The sequence below is a fragment of the Dechloromonas sp. ARDL1 genome (assembly GCF_051122455.1).
In the GTDB taxonomy this organism is placed as follows: domain Bacteria; phylum Pseudomonadota; class Gammaproteobacteria; order Burkholderiales; family Rhodocyclaceae; genus Azonexus.
The window spans coordinates 700,618-714,457 of the sequence record NZ_CP168939.1 but is presented as its reverse complement, the minus strand read 5'-3'; the positions used below and the strand labels follow the sequence as shown (position 1 = coordinate 714,457).

13 protein-coding genes and 2 tRNA genes are annotated in these 13,840 nt (G+C 61.1%); 6 read left to right on the top strand and 9 right to left on the bottom strand.

The features are described 5' to 3' along the window. Positions 1-2: 2 nt before the first annotated feature. Positions 3-890, top strand: coding sequence for an EamA family transporter RarD (rarD, locus tag AB6Q56_RS03465; protein WP_434515793.1), 888 nt, complete (start codon positions 3-5; stop codon positions 888-890). After that, positions 890-2,233, top strand: coding sequence for a spermidine synthase (locus AB6Q56_RS03460; RefSeq protein ID WP_434515792.1), 1,344 nt, complete (start codon positions 890-892; stop codon positions 2,231-2,233). Before rarD ends, AB6Q56_RS03460 begins: the two co-directional genes overlap by 1 nt. On the opposite strand, the gene AB6Q56_RS03455 is transcribed toward AB6Q56_RS03460, so the two are convergent. From AB6Q56_RS03455 to AB6Q56_RS03445, 3 genes are all read right to left on the bottom strand, one after another. Beyond that, a complete protein-coding gene (locus AB6Q56_RS03455; RefSeq protein WP_434515791.1) occupies positions 2,230-3,111 on the bottom strand; it encodes a DMT family transporter in 882 nt (293 codons plus the stop codon). The two genes, AB6Q56_RS03460 and AB6Q56_RS03455, sit on opposite strands and share 4 nt — an antisense overlap. A 3-nt stretch (positions 3,112-3,114) precedes the next feature. Next, entirely contained in the window at positions 3,115-3,846 is a 732-nt protein-coding gene (gene rlmB, locus AB6Q56_RS03450) for a 23S rRNA (guanosine(2251)-2'-O)-methyltransferase RlmB (RefSeq protein WP_434515790.1), read from the bottom strand. A 75-nt stretch (positions 3,847-3,921) separates the two neighbouring features. Further along, positions 3,922-4,491, bottom strand: coding sequence for a bacteriohemerythrin (locus AB6Q56_RS03445; RefSeq protein ID WP_434515789.1), 570 nt, complete (start codon positions 4,489-4,491; stop codon positions 3,922-3,924). Between the two features lie 199 nt (positions 4,492-4,690). Here AB6Q56_RS03445 and AB6Q56_RS03440 point away from each other — a divergent pair, with 199 nt between their 5' ends. Further along, positions 4,691-5,557 (top strand): HDOD domain-containing protein, encoded by an 867-nt coding sequence (locus AB6Q56_RS03440; RefSeq protein WP_434515788.1) that lies wholly within the window; start codon positions 4,691-4,693, stop codon positions 5,555-5,557. A 14-nt stretch (positions 5,558-5,571) separates the two neighbouring features. On the opposite strand, the gene rnr is transcribed toward AB6Q56_RS03440, so the two are convergent. Then, the gene (gene rnr / locus AB6Q56_RS03435) at positions 5,572-7,989 is read right to left on the bottom strand and encodes a ribonuclease R (RefSeq protein ID WP_434515787.1); all 2,418 of its coding nucleotides are present in this window, start codon (positions 7,987-7,989) and stop codon (positions 5,572-5,574) included. A gap of 40 nt (positions 7,990-8,029) precedes the next feature. Between rnr and AB6Q56_RS03430 the strand changes: the two genes are divergently transcribed. The 3 genes from AB6Q56_RS03430 to AB6Q56_RS03420 all read left to right on the top strand — a co-directional run bounded on the left by AB6Q56_RS03430 (position 8,030) and on the right by AB6Q56_RS03420 (position 8,924). After that, positions 8,030-8,114 (top strand) — tRNA-Leu (locus AB6Q56_RS03430). A gap of 171 nt (positions 8,115-8,285) precedes the next feature. Then, a tRNA-Leu gene (locus tag AB6Q56_RS03425) sits at positions 8,286-8,370 on the top strand. Between the two features lie 176 nt (positions 8,371-8,546). Then, positions 8,547-8,924 (top strand): hypothetical protein, encoded by a 378-nt coding sequence (locus AB6Q56_RS03420; protein ID WP_434515786.1) that lies wholly within the window; start codon positions 8,547-8,549, stop codon positions 8,922-8,924. Positions 8,925-8,975: 51 nt separating this feature from the next. On the opposite strand, the gene AB6Q56_RS03415 is transcribed toward AB6Q56_RS03420, so the two are convergent. From AB6Q56_RS03415 to hflK, 5 genes are read right to left on the bottom strand one after another with little or no spacing between them, the layout of a single operon-like run. Continuing rightward, positions 8,976-10,283, bottom strand: coding sequence for an adenylosuccinate synthase (locus AB6Q56_RS03415; RefSeq protein ID WP_434515785.1), 1,308 nt, complete (start codon positions 10,281-10,283; stop codon positions 8,976-8,978). Between the two features lie 3 nt (positions 10,284-10,286). Further along, on the bottom strand, positions 10,287-11,444 hold the full coding sequence (locus AB6Q56_RS03410; RefSeq protein WP_434515784.1) for an ATP phosphoribosyltransferase regulatory subunit: 1,158 nt from the start codon (positions 11,442-11,444) through the stop codon (positions 10,287-10,289). Beyond that, positions 11,441-11,626 (bottom strand): DUF2065 domain-containing protein, encoded by a 186-nt coding sequence (locus AB6Q56_RS03405; RefSeq protein ID WP_150427733.1) that lies wholly within the window; start codon positions 11,624-11,626, stop codon positions 11,441-11,443. Before AB6Q56_RS03405 ends, AB6Q56_RS03410 begins: the two co-directional genes overlap by 4 nt. Continuing rightward, positions 11,623-12,510, bottom strand: coding sequence for a protease modulator HflC (gene hflC, locus AB6Q56_RS03400; protein ID WP_434515783.1), 888 nt, complete (start codon positions 12,508-12,510; stop codon positions 11,623-11,625). Before hflC ends, AB6Q56_RS03405 begins: the two co-directional genes overlap by 4 nt. Further along, positions 12,510-13,823 (bottom strand): FtsH protease activity modulator HflK, encoded by a 1,314-nt coding sequence (gene hflK / locus AB6Q56_RS03395; protein ID WP_434515782.1) that lies wholly within the window; start codon positions 13,821-13,823, stop codon positions 12,510-12,512. The genes hflC and hflK overlap by 1 nt, the downstream gene beginning before the upstream one ends. Between the last annotated feature and the right edge of the window lie 17 nt (positions 13,824-13,840).

Genomic DNA, 13,840 nt, shown 5'->3' with positions numbered 1-13,840 from the left:
CCGTGCGCACCGCCTTCTCAGCCGCCGGCATCGGCTACGGCTTGCTGGCCTATGGCATCTGGGGATTTTTTCCGCTCTATTTCAGGCAGTTGTCGCACGTTCCACCGATGGATGTCCTGTCGCATCGCGCCGTCTGGGCCTGCGTCTTCGTCGGCCTGCTACTGACGCTGCGCGGCCGCTGGGCCAATGTGGCCGCCATCCTCAAAACGCCGCGGCAGCTGGGCATGTTGGCGCTGGCCGCTCTTCTGGTTGGCAGCAACTGGCTGGTTTTCCTGTGGGCCGTGGCCAACCAGCAGGTTGTCGCCTCCAGCCTCGGCTACTTTCTGACGCCGCTGGTCAATATCCTCCTTGGCCTGCTGGTACTCAAGGAAAGGCTCAATCGCCTCGAATGGCTCTCGGTCGCACTGGCGGTCATCGCTCTTGGCAACGAGGTGGCGACGCTGGGCAGCCTGCCCTGGGTATCCCTCTTCCTCGCCGGCACCTTCGGCACCTACGGGCTGGTCCGCAAGCAGGTGCCGGTCGATGCGCTATCCGGCCTGTGGCTGGAAACCCTGTGCATGCTGCCGGTGTGCGGCCTCTACGCACTCTGGATGGCGCAAGCCGGCCATCTCGTCTTTGCCGTCGATTCCGCGTCCACCGCCGGCTGGCTGGTCGGCGCCGGGATGCTCACTGCCCTGCCCCTGATGGCCTTCGCCGCCGCCACGCAGCGTCTCGACCTGGCCACCGTCGGCATGCTGATGTACATCAATCCGACCATGCAGTTCCTGACGGCCATCTACCTGTTCGACGAGCCCCTGCAAACGACCCGCCTGATCAGTTTCGGCCTGATCTGGGCCGGCTTGCTCGTCTTCAGCTGGAGCACCTGGCGGAAATACCGGGCGACCGCCTGATGTCGCGTGCCCTCCTGTACACCATCGTTTTCATCGAGGGCTTTTGCTCGCTCGGTGCCGAAGTCATCGCGCTGCGTCGCCTGGTGCCGCATGTCGGCAGTTCCATCGTCGTCACCGCGCCGACCATCGGTTTCTTCCTGCTCGCCCTCGCGCTCGGCTACGCTGCCGGCGCCAAGGTTGCCGCCGACTACCGCCGCATCGTCGCCCGCAATTTCCTGATCTCGGCCCTGCTGGCCGGCGTGGGCTTGGCCGGTGTCAGCGTCGACGGGATGTTCGCCCACCTGCAACCGACCTGGTTTGCCTACCTCTGCTTCGTTGGTGTCGTCCTCTGCCCTCTGGCCTGGCTGCTCGGCCAGACCGTGCCCATCCTGACCAACCTGATGCAGACCCAGCGCAGCGGCGAAGCCAGCGGCATGGCCCTCTATTGGTCGACGCTGGGCTCCTTTCTCGGCTCGCTGTCGCTATCCCTGATCGTCATGCAATGGCTGGGGGTTTCGGCGGCGATCCTGGCTTGCAGCAGCGGCCTGATCGTCGGCGTCCTGCTGCTTTCCGGCCGGCAACCCGGCATGGTGGCCCTGTCACTGGCCACGCTCGTCACGGCCGCCGCGCTGAACTCCCGACAAACGCCCACGGCCGACACCGCCTACGCCGAATACGTAGTCACCGACGTTGAACTCGAAGGACAGCGGAATGCACGCGCCTTCATGGTCAACAAATCCCTCGCCTCGCTGCTCGACGACAGCGAACCGCCCCATTACACGCGCTATATCCAGCATCTGCGCAAGATCCTGCTCGACGATCTCGGCTACCGGGAGCGGGATATCCTGGTCCTGGGCGCCGGCGGCTTTACGCTGTCACACCGTGAACCGTCCAATCACTACACCTATGTCGATATCGATCCGAAAATCCGCGACATCGCCGAACGGCACTTCCTGCATGGCACAGCGCGCGGTGAATTCATCGCCGACGATGCCCGGCGCTTCGTAGCCACCACCGAACACCGTTTCGATGCTGTCGTCGTCGATGTCTATAGTTCGCACACCTCGATCCCCAGCCACCTGATCACTCTTGAGTTCTGGGCCAGCGCCCGCAAGGTCCTGAAACCCGATGGCGTTCTTCTCGCCAACCTGATTCTCGATGGCAAGCTGGAAACCCCCTACGCCCGCAGCCTGCTGCACACGATAGAGCGCGTATTCGGGCGTTGTGCCGTAGACGTGCTGCACAAGGGAAAGCCGCTGGCCAACGTCGAAGTAGCCTGCTTCGCCAGCAGCCAGCCCGGCGACCAGGGCGTCTATAGCGACGAAATAAACCGGGCCGATGTGGATCGTGCGCGTGCGCGCTAAGCCACCACGACTGCCTGACGGCGCCTGAAGCCCAATAGCGCGTTCGCGGCCAGCGCCGCAAGAACCAGCAGGCCACCGCTCAGGACCTGCGACGAGGGCGTTTCCCCACCCCACAACCAGGCCCAGGTAACGCCGAAAACGACCTCCAGAAGCCCGAGCAGGGCGATCTCGGCGGCCGGCAGTTGGCGGCTCAAGCGTACGACCAGCAGGCAGGGCAAGGCCAGCTGCACCACCCCGAGCAAAGCCAGCAAACCGACATCGTGCAGCGAGGCCTGCACGGGCCAGGCCAGTGGCAAGCTGGTCAGCGCCGACAGGCACGCCCCGATGAGCACCGCCGGCATCATGTCGACACGCTGCCGCTGCCCAGCCCCCTGCAGCAAGGTCCAGTTAGCGGCACCGGCCAGCGCCACGCAGCCCGCCACCAAAACGCCGGCCAACGAGAATCCAGGCCCGGCCTCGCCGGCAAACATCCACGCCACCCCGAAACCGGCCACGAAAATCGCCAGCCACGTCGCCCCAGGCAGGACATACCCCAGGAAGATACGGGAGAACACGGCCGTCACCAACGGCCCCAAAGCCATCATCACCAGCACATTGGCGACACTGGTCAGGGTCAGTGCCAGCATGAAGGCCGTAAACATCACGGCCCAGCACATGCCGGACATCCACAACCAGCGATCGCCCTGGCGCAAGGCATTCCAGAGGCCGGCGCCCTTGGTGGCAAGCAGACCGAGCAACAGGCAAAGGGCCGTGGAGAAACTTCGCCAGAAGGTGACCTCGAAACCACGCGCCGCTTCGAGATGGCGTGTGACAACGCCGGCGATGCTCCAGAGGAGCGTCACCACCACCATCAACACCATGGCCCGGCGGTGCGTCATCGCTCAGGAGAGGCGGCGTCTGGCCTCGAACAGGCAAACCCCGGCCGCCACCGACACATTGAGACTCTCGACACTGCCATGCATGGGAATCTTGACCAACTGGTCGCAATTTTCACGGGTCAGACGGCGCATGCCCTCGCCCTCGGCGCCCATCACCCAGGCGGTCGCCTTGGGCCATTCGGCCGCGTAAAGATCGTGCTCCGCCTCGCCGGCCGTACCGACAACCCAGATGTCACGTTCCTGCAGTTCGCGCAGCGTGCGCGCCAGGTTGGTAACCATCACGTAGGGAACCGTTTCGGCGGCCCCGCAGGCCGTCTTGGCCGCCACATCGGTCAGGCCGACCGCCCGATCCTTGGGCGCGATGACGGCATGGACGCCGGCGGCGTCGGCCACACGCAGGCAGGCGCCGAGATTACGGGGGTCGGTAATGCCATCGAGGACGAGCAGGAAAGCCGGCTCCGCCAGCGTATCGAGTACGTCGTCGAGGTGGGCCACCTTGCGCCCACCCTCGATGCGCGCCACCACGCCCTGGTGCTTGCCATCTGGCGCCATGCCGTCAAGCCGCTTGCCGTCGGTCGCAATGACACGAATGCCCTGCAGCTCGGCATGCTGGAGGAGATCGCGGGCGCGCGCATCCTGGCGCGTCGCATCGACCATGATTTCCTTGATCGAGCCCGGGTCGTGGCGAAGTTTGGAGATAACGGCGTGAAAACCGTAGATCAGGCGGGAAGTCATGGCTGCTTTCAAAATTCGGGATGGCGGATTCTACCGCGCCGCACGCCCCGCCCGGAAACCTCGGGCAGTCGACGATCAACGGTCGATCGACTGGAGCTGCGGTTCGTAGCGAGCAATCCAGCGCAACAACAACATGTCGTGCAGCGCAATGTGATTGGTGATCCAGCGCCCCAGCAAAGCCTCGAGTTCCCGAATGCGTGACACGACATGCGAAGAATCGAGCGCTGAAACGATCTGCTGCACCTTGGCCGCAATTTCCGCATGATCCTCGATATGCGCCTCGCAAACCGCCCGATCGATCACCAGCAGCATGGAATTGCGAATGATTTCCTCTTCATTCTTGAAATGATCGAGAATGAAAGCAAACACGTCCCCCAACAGGCCGACCAGATTGTTTTCGCAACTTTCCTGCTGCAACCTGCCGCAAGAGCTGCAGTTCTCGAAATCCGTCACGCTCTTGCAAACCCGCTGCAGATTCGCGATGGCATCGATCAGGAAACGATGCTCCATGTCGATCAAGCGGTGCCCGGTAACCAGCTGGGGCGGCAAGACCCCCGTGCTCCGCCAGTACGCAACAATGTCCGGAAGCTCGCCGACGGCCAATCCTTCCACGGATGGGACCGGAGCCGTTCTTTGCTTCGTCATTGCTGCGCCTCCCAATGCAAACGATACATTCTATGCGTAATTACGCAGAATCAATGTAAAAAAAGTCAATTTAACCATTGGCTGAACAACCCGCCCCGCTCACCTGTCGTTTTTTAGCCTTTACGGGCAGTTGCACGCGACACTCAGGTTTTGAGCGATACTGCCGATAATGATCCATCGGCATGAAACGGGAGATCAGGTGCTTTCGGAAAACCAGAAACGCTGGGGTGTCGATCAATGGGCTGCCTATTTGAGCAACCATGAACTGCCTTGCATGCCGCGCTCAAAAACGCGCCTAATCGAACTGGAAGCCGCGCAGGGCGAAAAATTGGCAGCGCGCGACTTGGCCGACATTGCCGCGGCCGACCCTTTCCTCTGCCTGCGACTGTTGCGGGAAGCCGAAGCGCATCGCGTCCAACGCCTTGGTCACGACACAACAACGCCGCTCGCCGCCGTCATGCAGTTGGGAACAGACACTTTCCACAAACTGTTGCTGAACTGCCCGGAAACAGACGAATCGGCATCCGGGCTGGCCGAATGTGAAGCGCGCTCCCATATCGCCAGTCGGCTCGCCCTGCGCTGGGGAACAGCACGTGCCGACATCTCTCCCGACGAAATCGCAATGGCGGCCCTGCTGTCCGAGACAGGCGAACTGCTGCTCTGGTCGTTTGCTCCCGATGTTCCCAAAAATGCCCTTGCTGCATTGCGCTCCGGGCAATCGTCACGCTCCATCCAGGCCCAGCTCGACACCTGCGGTTTCCGCTTCAAGGATCTGACCCTGAAGTGCGCCACCATCTGGCATCTTCCATCCCTGTTAACCCAGTTGATTCGCGGCATCGACAACACGCGCTCCAGCCTTTCACGGCTGTGCGTCGACACTGCCCGGCACATCCTGTCCGAGGGAAGCACCAGTCCGGCCCTCCCCTCGGATATCGCCGAAGCCAAACAAATCATCCCCGGCGCCACACTTGAGTGGCTGGCGGAACAGCTGCCGGGCATTGATGAAGCGCAAATCCCCCTCATTGTCGCCAAGGCAGCGGACCTGCTCGACCCCACCCATCATTGACGACGAAATCATCGTCACCGTCGCTTCGAGGGCACCTTGGCAGAAGTTTTCCGGGAGGTCGACTTGGCTTTCGGAGTTGCCATCTTCTTTGACCCTGTCTTCGGCACCGCCTTGGGAGCAGCCTTGGGCGCGACCTTGACAGCCCCCTTGCCCGGCTTCGCCTTTGCAGCCGGCTTGGCCTCAGCCTTGCGTAACGATGCTGTAACCTTCGGCGCGTAAGCCTTGGACACAGGCTTCTTCGCGGCCGGCCCTCGCGCCTCCTGAGCCAACACAAAATCGATGCGGTTTGACTCCAGGTCGGCCCTGACCAATTTGACACGTACCCGGTCGCCCAGACGGAAGCGCTGCCCCGTCCGCTCGCCCAGCATCTGGTGCTTGATGTTGTCGAACTGGAAATAATCAGAACCCAGTTCGGAGACATGCACCAGGCCTTCGATGTAGATGGTGTCGAGCGCCACGAAGATGCCGAACGCCGTCACCGCCGAGATCGTTCCGTCGAATTCCTCGCCGATACGCTCCTTCATGAAGAAGCATTTCAGCCAGTTCTCGACATCGCGCGTCGCCTCGTCGGCCCGGCGCTCGGTCGCCGAGCATTGCAGGCCGATATCGTCCCATTCGCGCTCCGGAACGTACTTCTCACCGGCCAGCACGGCCTTGATGGCGCGATGGACGAGCAGATCGGGATAGCGCCGGATCGGCGAGGTGAAATGGGTGTAATGCTCGTAGGCCAGGCCGAAGTGGCCAACATTGTCCGGGCTGTACATCGCCAGCTTCAGCGAACGCAGCATCACCGTCTGCAAGAGCTGGAAATCCGGCCGCTGCTTGACCTTCTCGAGCAGGATGCCGTAATCCTTGGCGCGTGGATCATCGCCACCGCCCAGGGCAAGGCCGAATTCGCCGAGGAAGGCGCGCAGATTCTGCAGCTTGTCCTCGGACGGGCCTTCGTGGATGCGATACAGGCAGGTCTGCTTGTTCTTTTCCAGGAAGGCCGAGGCACAGACGTTGGCGGCCAGCATGCATTCCTCGATGATGCGGTGGGCGTCGTTGCGCACGACCGGCACGATGTTCTCGATCTTGCTCTGCTCGTCGAACAACATCATCGTCTCGGTCGTCTCAAAATCGATGGCGCCGCGTTCGGCCCGCGCCTTGTGCAAAGCACCGAACAGTTTGTAGAGGTTTTGTACATGCGGTAGCACGGCCTGATGTACATCCGTTTCCGGCTTTTTCTCGCCGGACAGCCATGACCACACCAGGTTATAGGTCAGCCGGGCATGCGAGCGGAAAACCGCCGGGTAGAAGCGGTACTTGCCGATCTTGCCTGCGGCGCTGATATCCATGTCGCAGACCATGGCCATCCGCTCGACATCCGGGTTCAGCGAACAAATGCCGTTCGACAACTTCTCCGGCAGCATGGGGATGACACGGCGCGGGAAATACACCGAATTGCCGCGCTCCAGCGCCTCCTTGTCGAGCGCCATGCCCGGCTTGACGTAATGCGACACGTCGGCAATGGCCACCACCAGCCGCCAGCCACGGCCCTTCTTCTCGCAGAACACCGCGTCGTCGAAGTCGCGCGCCGTCTCGCCGTCGATGGTGACCAGCGGCAGTTCGCGCAGATCCTCACGCCCCTTGAGGTCGGTCTTGCGCACCTTGTCCGGCAGCTTCTTGTTTTCTTCCAGCGCCGCCCGCGAAAACTCGAACGGCAGGTCGTGCTTACGCAGCGCGATCTCGATCTCCATACCCGGGTCGGCGTAGTTGCCGAGCACCTCGATGATCTTGCCGATGGGTCGCGAATACTTGCTCGGCTGCTCGATGATCTCGACCATCACCACCTGCCCGGACTGCGGCTTGTCCTTCGTTTTCTTCTCCGGCGGCACCAGGATGTCCTGCGAAATGCGCTTGTTCTCGGGCACTACGACGACCACACCGTGTTCGACGAAAACCCGGCCGACCACCCGCGTATTCACCCGCTCGGTCACTTCGACGATGCTGCCCTCCGGGCGCCCCTTGCGATCGATGCCGGTGACCCGGACCAGCGCCCGGTCGCCATGCAGCACCTTGCCCATCTGGTGCTGGTCGAGAAAGATGTCGGCGCTGCCGTCATCGGGTATCAGGAAGCCGAAACCGTCCGGATGCCCCTGGATCTTGCCCGGCGTCAGGCTGGCCCGCTCGGGCAGGATATAGGCGCCCTTGCGGTTGCGCATCAACTGGCCTTCTCGCTCCATGGCCCCCAGGCGACGTTGGAACATCTCGCGCTCGCTACCGGCGATATCGAGCAATTCGGTCAATTCGATGAAACTCAGCGGTCGCCCTTCATCGGCGAGAATCTGCGAGACATACTCACGCGACGGCAGCGGGAATTCATAACGCGCCAGCTCGCGCTCCAAAAATGGATCGGCTCGACGGACCTTGGATAGCTTCTTTCTTGACATTAACGGTATTTCCTCTAGAATGCGCGCTCTTCGCACCTGTGCCCAGGTGGCGGAATTGGTAGACGCACTAGTTTCAGGTACTAGCGGGTAACTCCGTGGGGGTTCGAGTCCCTTCCTGGGCACCAGCGATTTTGATGAAAGGCTTCGAGCGATCGAAGCCTTTTTTCTTTTCGGCTCCCGCCGAACGACTGCGCGAATTGTCTCACAGCGCCTGCGAAAACCCCGAATCCAATATCGGCACGAAAAATGTTTACAGCCAGCGAAAATCATGTAAAATGCGCGCTCTTCGCACCTGTGCCCAGGTGGCGGAATTGGTAGACGCACTAGTTTCAGGTACTAGCGGGTAACTCCGTGGGGGTTCGAGTCCCTTCCTGGGCACCAGCGATTTTGATGAAAGGCTTCGAGTGATCGAAGCCTTTTTTCATTTCCGGGCATGACTTTCCCATATCCCATCAGCAGCGGTAACAATTGCTAACAAATGGGTACACAGCACCGGTAATCGCCCGCCGGGGCGATGCGTTATTCGGCTTGTCCAAACGACAATCACGAGCCGAATCATGAAGAAGACCGTCACCCTCTGCCTGGCTGCCACCCTGGCCATGACTATCAATACGTCAGCCCTGGCTGACTGGGGACACCACCGCGGTGATTTCCGCCCGCCTATGCATGGACACCACCATCATCGTGGCGGCGGCTGGGTTGGCCCGGCAGCGGTACTCGCCATTGCCGGCATGGCCATCGGCGCGGCGGCCTACAACAACGCCTACGCTGCGCCGGCACCGGTCTATGCCGCACCGGTTTACACCCCACCAGCCCCGGTCTATATCGCTCCGCCGGCTCGTAGCGGCGCCTGGTATTACTGCATCTCATCCGGGCAGTACTACCCCTACACCAATGCCTGCCCGGAAGGCTGGCAAGCCGTACCAGCCCGCTGAAAAGAAAACGGGCCCGCAGGGCCCGTTGTGTTACATGCAAGCAACCCTCTCCTACTTGAACGGGTGCTGCTTGAGAATGGTTTCGTCGCGCTCCGGGCCGGTCGACACGATGGCGATCGGTACTTCACACAGCTGCTCCAGGCGGTTCAGGTAAGCCTGGGCGTTGACCGGCAAATCTTCCCAGCGCTTGACGCGGAAGGTGGTTCCCTCCCAGCCCGGCATCGTTTCGTAGATAGGAACGCAACGCGCCACATCGTCGGCACCGATCGGCAGCAGGTCGACGATCTTGTCACCCAACTGATAGCCTGTGCAGATCTTGATTTCCTTCAAGCCATCAAGCACATCGAGCTTGGTGATGCACAGCCCGGTCAAGCCATTGATACGGGCCGAACGGCGCAGCAGGGCAGCATCGAACCAACCGCAGCGGCGCTTACGCCCGGTTACCGTACCGAATTCCTTGCCCACGCTGAACATCTGGTGGCCCGGTGTACCTTCGGTGTCGATATCCAGTTCACTCGGGAATGGACCGCCGCCAACACGCGTGCAGTAGGCCTTGGTGATGCCCAGCACGTAATGCAGCATTCCAGGACCGATACCGGCACCGGCCGCAGCTTGGCCGGCCACACAGTTGGAGGAGGTAACGAACGGGTACGTGCCGTGGTCGATGTCGAGCAGGGTGCCCTGGGCACCTTCGAACAGCATGTTCTGACCAGCCTTGTTGGCGTCATAGAGCGCAGCAGAAACATCGACAACCAACGGCTTGATGTATTCCGCATCGGCCATCGCCTGATCGTAAACCATCTGGAAATCGACCGGATCGGCTTTGAAATACTGGGTCAGCACAAAGTTGTGATACTCGAGTACTTCCTTCAGCTTCTCGGCAAAACGTTCCGGATGGAACAGGTCATAGACGCGCAGGCCACGGCGGGAAACCTTGTCCTCGTATGTCGGCCCAATGCCCTTGCCGGTCGTGCCGATCTTCTTGTCTGCGCACTTGGCACCCTCACGCGCTTTATCGATGGCCGAGTGGTACGGCAGGATGATCGGACACCCCGGACTGATCTTCAGGCGCGAACGGACGTCGATGCCCCCCTTTTCCAGCTCGGCGATTTCGGAAATCAGGTGATGGATGTCGAGCACGACGCCGTTGCCGATGTAGCAATCGACGCCGTCACGCACGATCCCGGACGGGACCAGGTTCAGCTTGTAGACATTTTCGCCGACAACCAGTGTATGGCCGGCATTGTGGCCGCCCTGGAAACGCACGACCCCGCTGGCGTGATCGGTCAGCCAGTCGACGATCTTGCCCTTCCCCTCGTCGCCCCACTGGGTACCCACCACGATGACATTCTTGGCCATTTTCTAGTCCTCTTGTATTGCTTCAATAATCCAGTGTTCGCCGACCAGAACCAACTTCCGGTCACAGAACGGTCCTTCGCAGGCGGTTTCTCCCGGCAGCAGCTCAACGACAATCTCGCCCTGCTCGCGCAATGCGGCGATGTGCGCCGCCAAACGCCCCCCATCCTTAAGGACATGCGGGGCCAATATGGCACCAGCAACCATGCCGGCCGGCACCAAGCGCGCCACCTCACGCAAATCCATCGAAAATCCTGTAGCCGGACGAGCTCTTCCAAACGCCTTACCAGCGCCGTCATAACGCCCGCCCGACGCGATCGCTGCCGGATAACCGGTGCAATAAGCTGCAAATATCACACCATTGTGGTAGTGATAGCTGCGCAGATCCGATAGATCAAATGAAAGCGGCAAGGCTGGCACCTGCGCCGCGATATGACGCAAGCTCTCCAATGCCGTGCGAATGGCCGGCAAATCCGGCAAGACCCGTGCAGCTTCGTCAATCACCTCCACACCACCGTAGAGATACGGCAAACGCTGCAGCGCCTCGCGGTAAGGCGATGGGACATCAGCGCAAGCATCGGCCAGCCCGGGCACGTCCTTGGACTGCAGCAGACTGAGCAGCTTTTCCTCTGACTCCTGCGGCAGACCGGCCGCCTCGATCAAGGCCCGGAAGATACCAACATGCCCCAGATCAATGCGGCTGAGCGGCAACTTGACCTTGTCGAAAGCCCCCGCCATCAGTCGAACCACTTCCAGGTCGGCGGCGATGTCGGCATAGCCGTAGAGTTCGGCACCGATCTGCAGCGGCTCACGGCTGGCGGAAATCGTCGCCGGCAACGTGTGCAAGACGCTGCCGCAATAGCACAAGCGCGTGACCCCTTGACGGTTGAGCAAATGGGCATCGATACGCGCCGCCTGCGGCGTGATATCGGCGCGCACACCCAACGTGCGACCTGAGAGCTGGTCGACCAACTTGAAGGTACGCAAGTTGAGATCCTGAGCGGTACCGGTCAGCAGCGAATCGAGATATTCCAGCACCGGCGGCATGACCAGTTCAAAGCCACGACCGCGGAAGTGATCAAGCACCGTGCGGCGCAAACGCTCAATGCGAGCGGCCTCTGCGGGGAGCGCATCGGCTAGGTATTCGGGTAACAGCCAGTTCATGAGAAAAGCATCAGGAGGATCAGACCGATCAGCATCGACGTCAGACCGACGAAGCGAATCTGCCCATCCGAAAATTGAATAAGGCGGCGAAATGTTTCACGCCAGGCAGCCGGCGCGATGAAGGGCATGGCGCCTTCGAGCACCAGCATCAGCGCGAAGGCGAGAAGCAGCGTCGAGGTCATTTGGCCTTATCGTTTCCACGTCCGGTACTCTTCATGTACTTGAAGAACTCTGAACTCGGCTCAACGACCAGCACGTCGCTTCTGTTCTTGAAGCTGCCACGATAGGCCTCTAGGCTGCGATAAAAGGCGTAGAACTCCGGATTCTGACCAAAGGCCTGGGCATAGGTCGCGGTTGCCTTGGCATCGCCTTCGCCCTTGATCTTCTGGGCGTCGCGATAGGCTTCGGCAACAATGATTTCGCGCTGGCGGTCTGCATCGGCGCGAATCTTCTCGGCCTCGGCGGAACCTTCGGAGCGCAGCTCGTTGGCCACACGCTTGCGCTCGGCTTCCATGCGGCGATAGACCGCTTCGCTGACCTCGGTCGGCAGTTCGACACGCTTGAGACGAACATCAACGATCTGCACGCCAATCTTGCGCGCGTCGGCATCAGCTTTTTCGCGCATGTTGTCCATGATCTTCTCACGCGCTCCGGAGACAACATCATGCACCGTACGCTTGCCGAACTCCTCGCGCAAACCGGCATTGACGGTCTGGTTCAGGCGGGTTTTGGCCCGCGACTCATCGCCGCCTACCGAGATGTAATACAGCTTGGGATCGACAATGCGCCACTTGATGTAGGAATCGACCAGAACATTCTTCTTCTCCGAGGTGATGAAACGCTCCGGTTCGGCGTTGTCCAGTGTGATGATGCGCTTTTCGAAATAGCGCACGTTCTGAACCATCGGCACCTTGAAATAGAGGCCCGGCTCGGAAATCGCCCGCTTGACCTCACCAAGCTGGAAAACCAGTGCGTACTGACGCTGGTCGACAGTGAACATCGACATGGCCAGAACCACCAGTACGGTCGCGACCAGCGCGCCCACAAAATTCATGCGCGAGCTCATCAACGCCCCTCCCGATCACGCGAACGCAACGAACCGTCGCGCGAAGTAGATGAATACGAACCGCCTCCGACCTTGGGCGCGGCCTCCAGTTGCGGCGGCGCATCCGACGACAACGGGGCGGATGGGCGAGCGGTGGAAGGAGCCACCGAAGCTTCCGGTGCCGCCTGGGCAGCCGTTGCCGCTGCGGTGGCCTGCATCAGCTTGTCTAGCGGCAGGTAGAGCAGATTGCCCTGCCCCTTGGCATCGACCAGCACCTTGCTGGTATTAGCGAAAATCTGCTGCATGGTGTCGAGATACATGCGCTGGCGCGTCACTTCCGGCGCCTTGGCATATTCGGCCACCACCTGCTTGAAGCGCGATGCATCGCCCTCGGCGGTCGAGATGACGCGCTGCTTGTAGCCATCGGCTTCCTGCAACAAACGGGCGGCCGTACCCTTGGCCTTGGGAATCACGTCATTGGCGTAGGCCTGGCCTTCGTTTTTCTGACGCTCGCGATCCTGGCCGGCCTTGACGGCATCGTCAAAAGCCGCCTGCACTTGCTCGGGTGGCTGGGCATTCTGCATCGTCACCTTGGAAATCAGGATGCCGCTCTGGTAGCGATCCAGGATGTCCTGCATCAGTTTGGCGGCCTGGGTGGCGATCTGCTCGCGACCTTCGTACAGCACGTAATCCATCTTGCTCTTGCCTACGATCTCACGCACGGCGGTTTCGGCGGCCCCCATCACCGCTTCATCCGTCGAGCGGTTATTGAACAGGTAATCGACCGGATCCTTGAGCACATACTGGACGGCGAACTGGATGTTCACGATGTTTTCGTCATCGGTAAGCATCAGCGCTTCCTTGAGCACCTTGTTGCGCTCGCTGCCGCGGTAGCCGATTTCGATGGTACGCACGCCGGTCAGGTTAACCAGCTCATGCGACTGGATCGGATACGGCAAGCGCCAGCGCAGCCCCGGCTCGGTTGCCTCCTTGAAGCTACCGAACTGAAGAACCAGGCCACGCTGCGAGGCATCGACGATATAGAAGCCGGAGGCCAGCCAGACAATCGCCGCCAAGCCAATCAGCAAGCCAATACCGCCTCCGAGGAAGCGCGGGTTGAAATCGATCTGCGGCATGCGCGGACCGTCGCCGCCGCCATTGCCACCGCCTCCGCCACGCTTGTTGCCAAACATGCCGTTCAGTTTGCGATTGAAATCGCGCCAGAGCTCTTCCAGATCGGGAGGTCCATCATTGGGACGGCGCGGGCCGTTGCCACCGGGCTTGTCACCGTTATCGCCACCACGATTGCCCCATTGTGGGTCATTGAGCGACATGAAAATACCTAGGGTCG

Bases quoted from the DNA above. Each gene is read 5' to 3' on its own strand.
- rlmB (WP_434515790.1), bottom strand. From the start codon at position 3,846: ATGACTTCCCGCCTGATCTACGGTTTTCACGCCGTTATCTCCAAACTT.
- AB6Q56_RS03410 (WP_434515784.1), bottom strand. From the start codon at position 11,444: ATGAACTGGCTGTTACCCGAATACCTAGCCGATGCGCTCCCCGCAGAG.
- AB6Q56_RS03415 (WP_434515785.1), bottom strand. From the start codon at position 10,283: ATGGCCAAGAATGTCATCGTGGTGGGTACCCAGTGGGGCGACGAGGGG.
- AB6Q56_RS03455 (WP_434515791.1), bottom strand. From the start codon at position 3,111: ATGACGCACCGCCGGGCCATGGTGTTGATGGTGGTGGTGACGCTCCTC.
- AB6Q56_RS03420 (WP_434515786.1), top strand. From the start codon at position 8,547: ATGAAGAAGACCGTCACCCTCTGCCTGGCTGCCACCCTGGCCATGACT.
- AB6Q56_RS03460 (WP_434515792.1), top strand. From the start codon at position 890: ATGTCGCGTGCCCTCCTGTACACCATCGTTTTCATCGAGGGCTTTTGC.
- hflK (WP_434515782.1), bottom strand. From the start codon at position 13,823: ATGTCGCTCAATGACCCACAATGGGGCAATCGTGGTGGCGATAACGGT.
- rnr (WP_434515787.1), bottom strand. From the start codon at position 7,989: ATGTCAAGAAAGAAGCTATCCAAGGTCCGTCGAGCCGATCCATTTTTG.
- AB6Q56_RS03405 (WP_150427733.1), bottom strand. From the start codon at position 11,626: ATGACCTCGACGCTGCTTCTCGCCTTCGCGCTGATGCTGGTGCTCGAA.
- AB6Q56_RS03445 (WP_434515789.1), bottom strand. From the start codon at position 4,491: ATGACGAAGCAAAGAACGGCTCCGGTCCCATCCGTGGAAGGATTGGCC.
- hflC (WP_434515783.1), bottom strand. From the start codon at position 12,510: ATGAGCTCGCGCATGAATTTTGTGGGCGCGCTGGTCGCGACCGTACTG.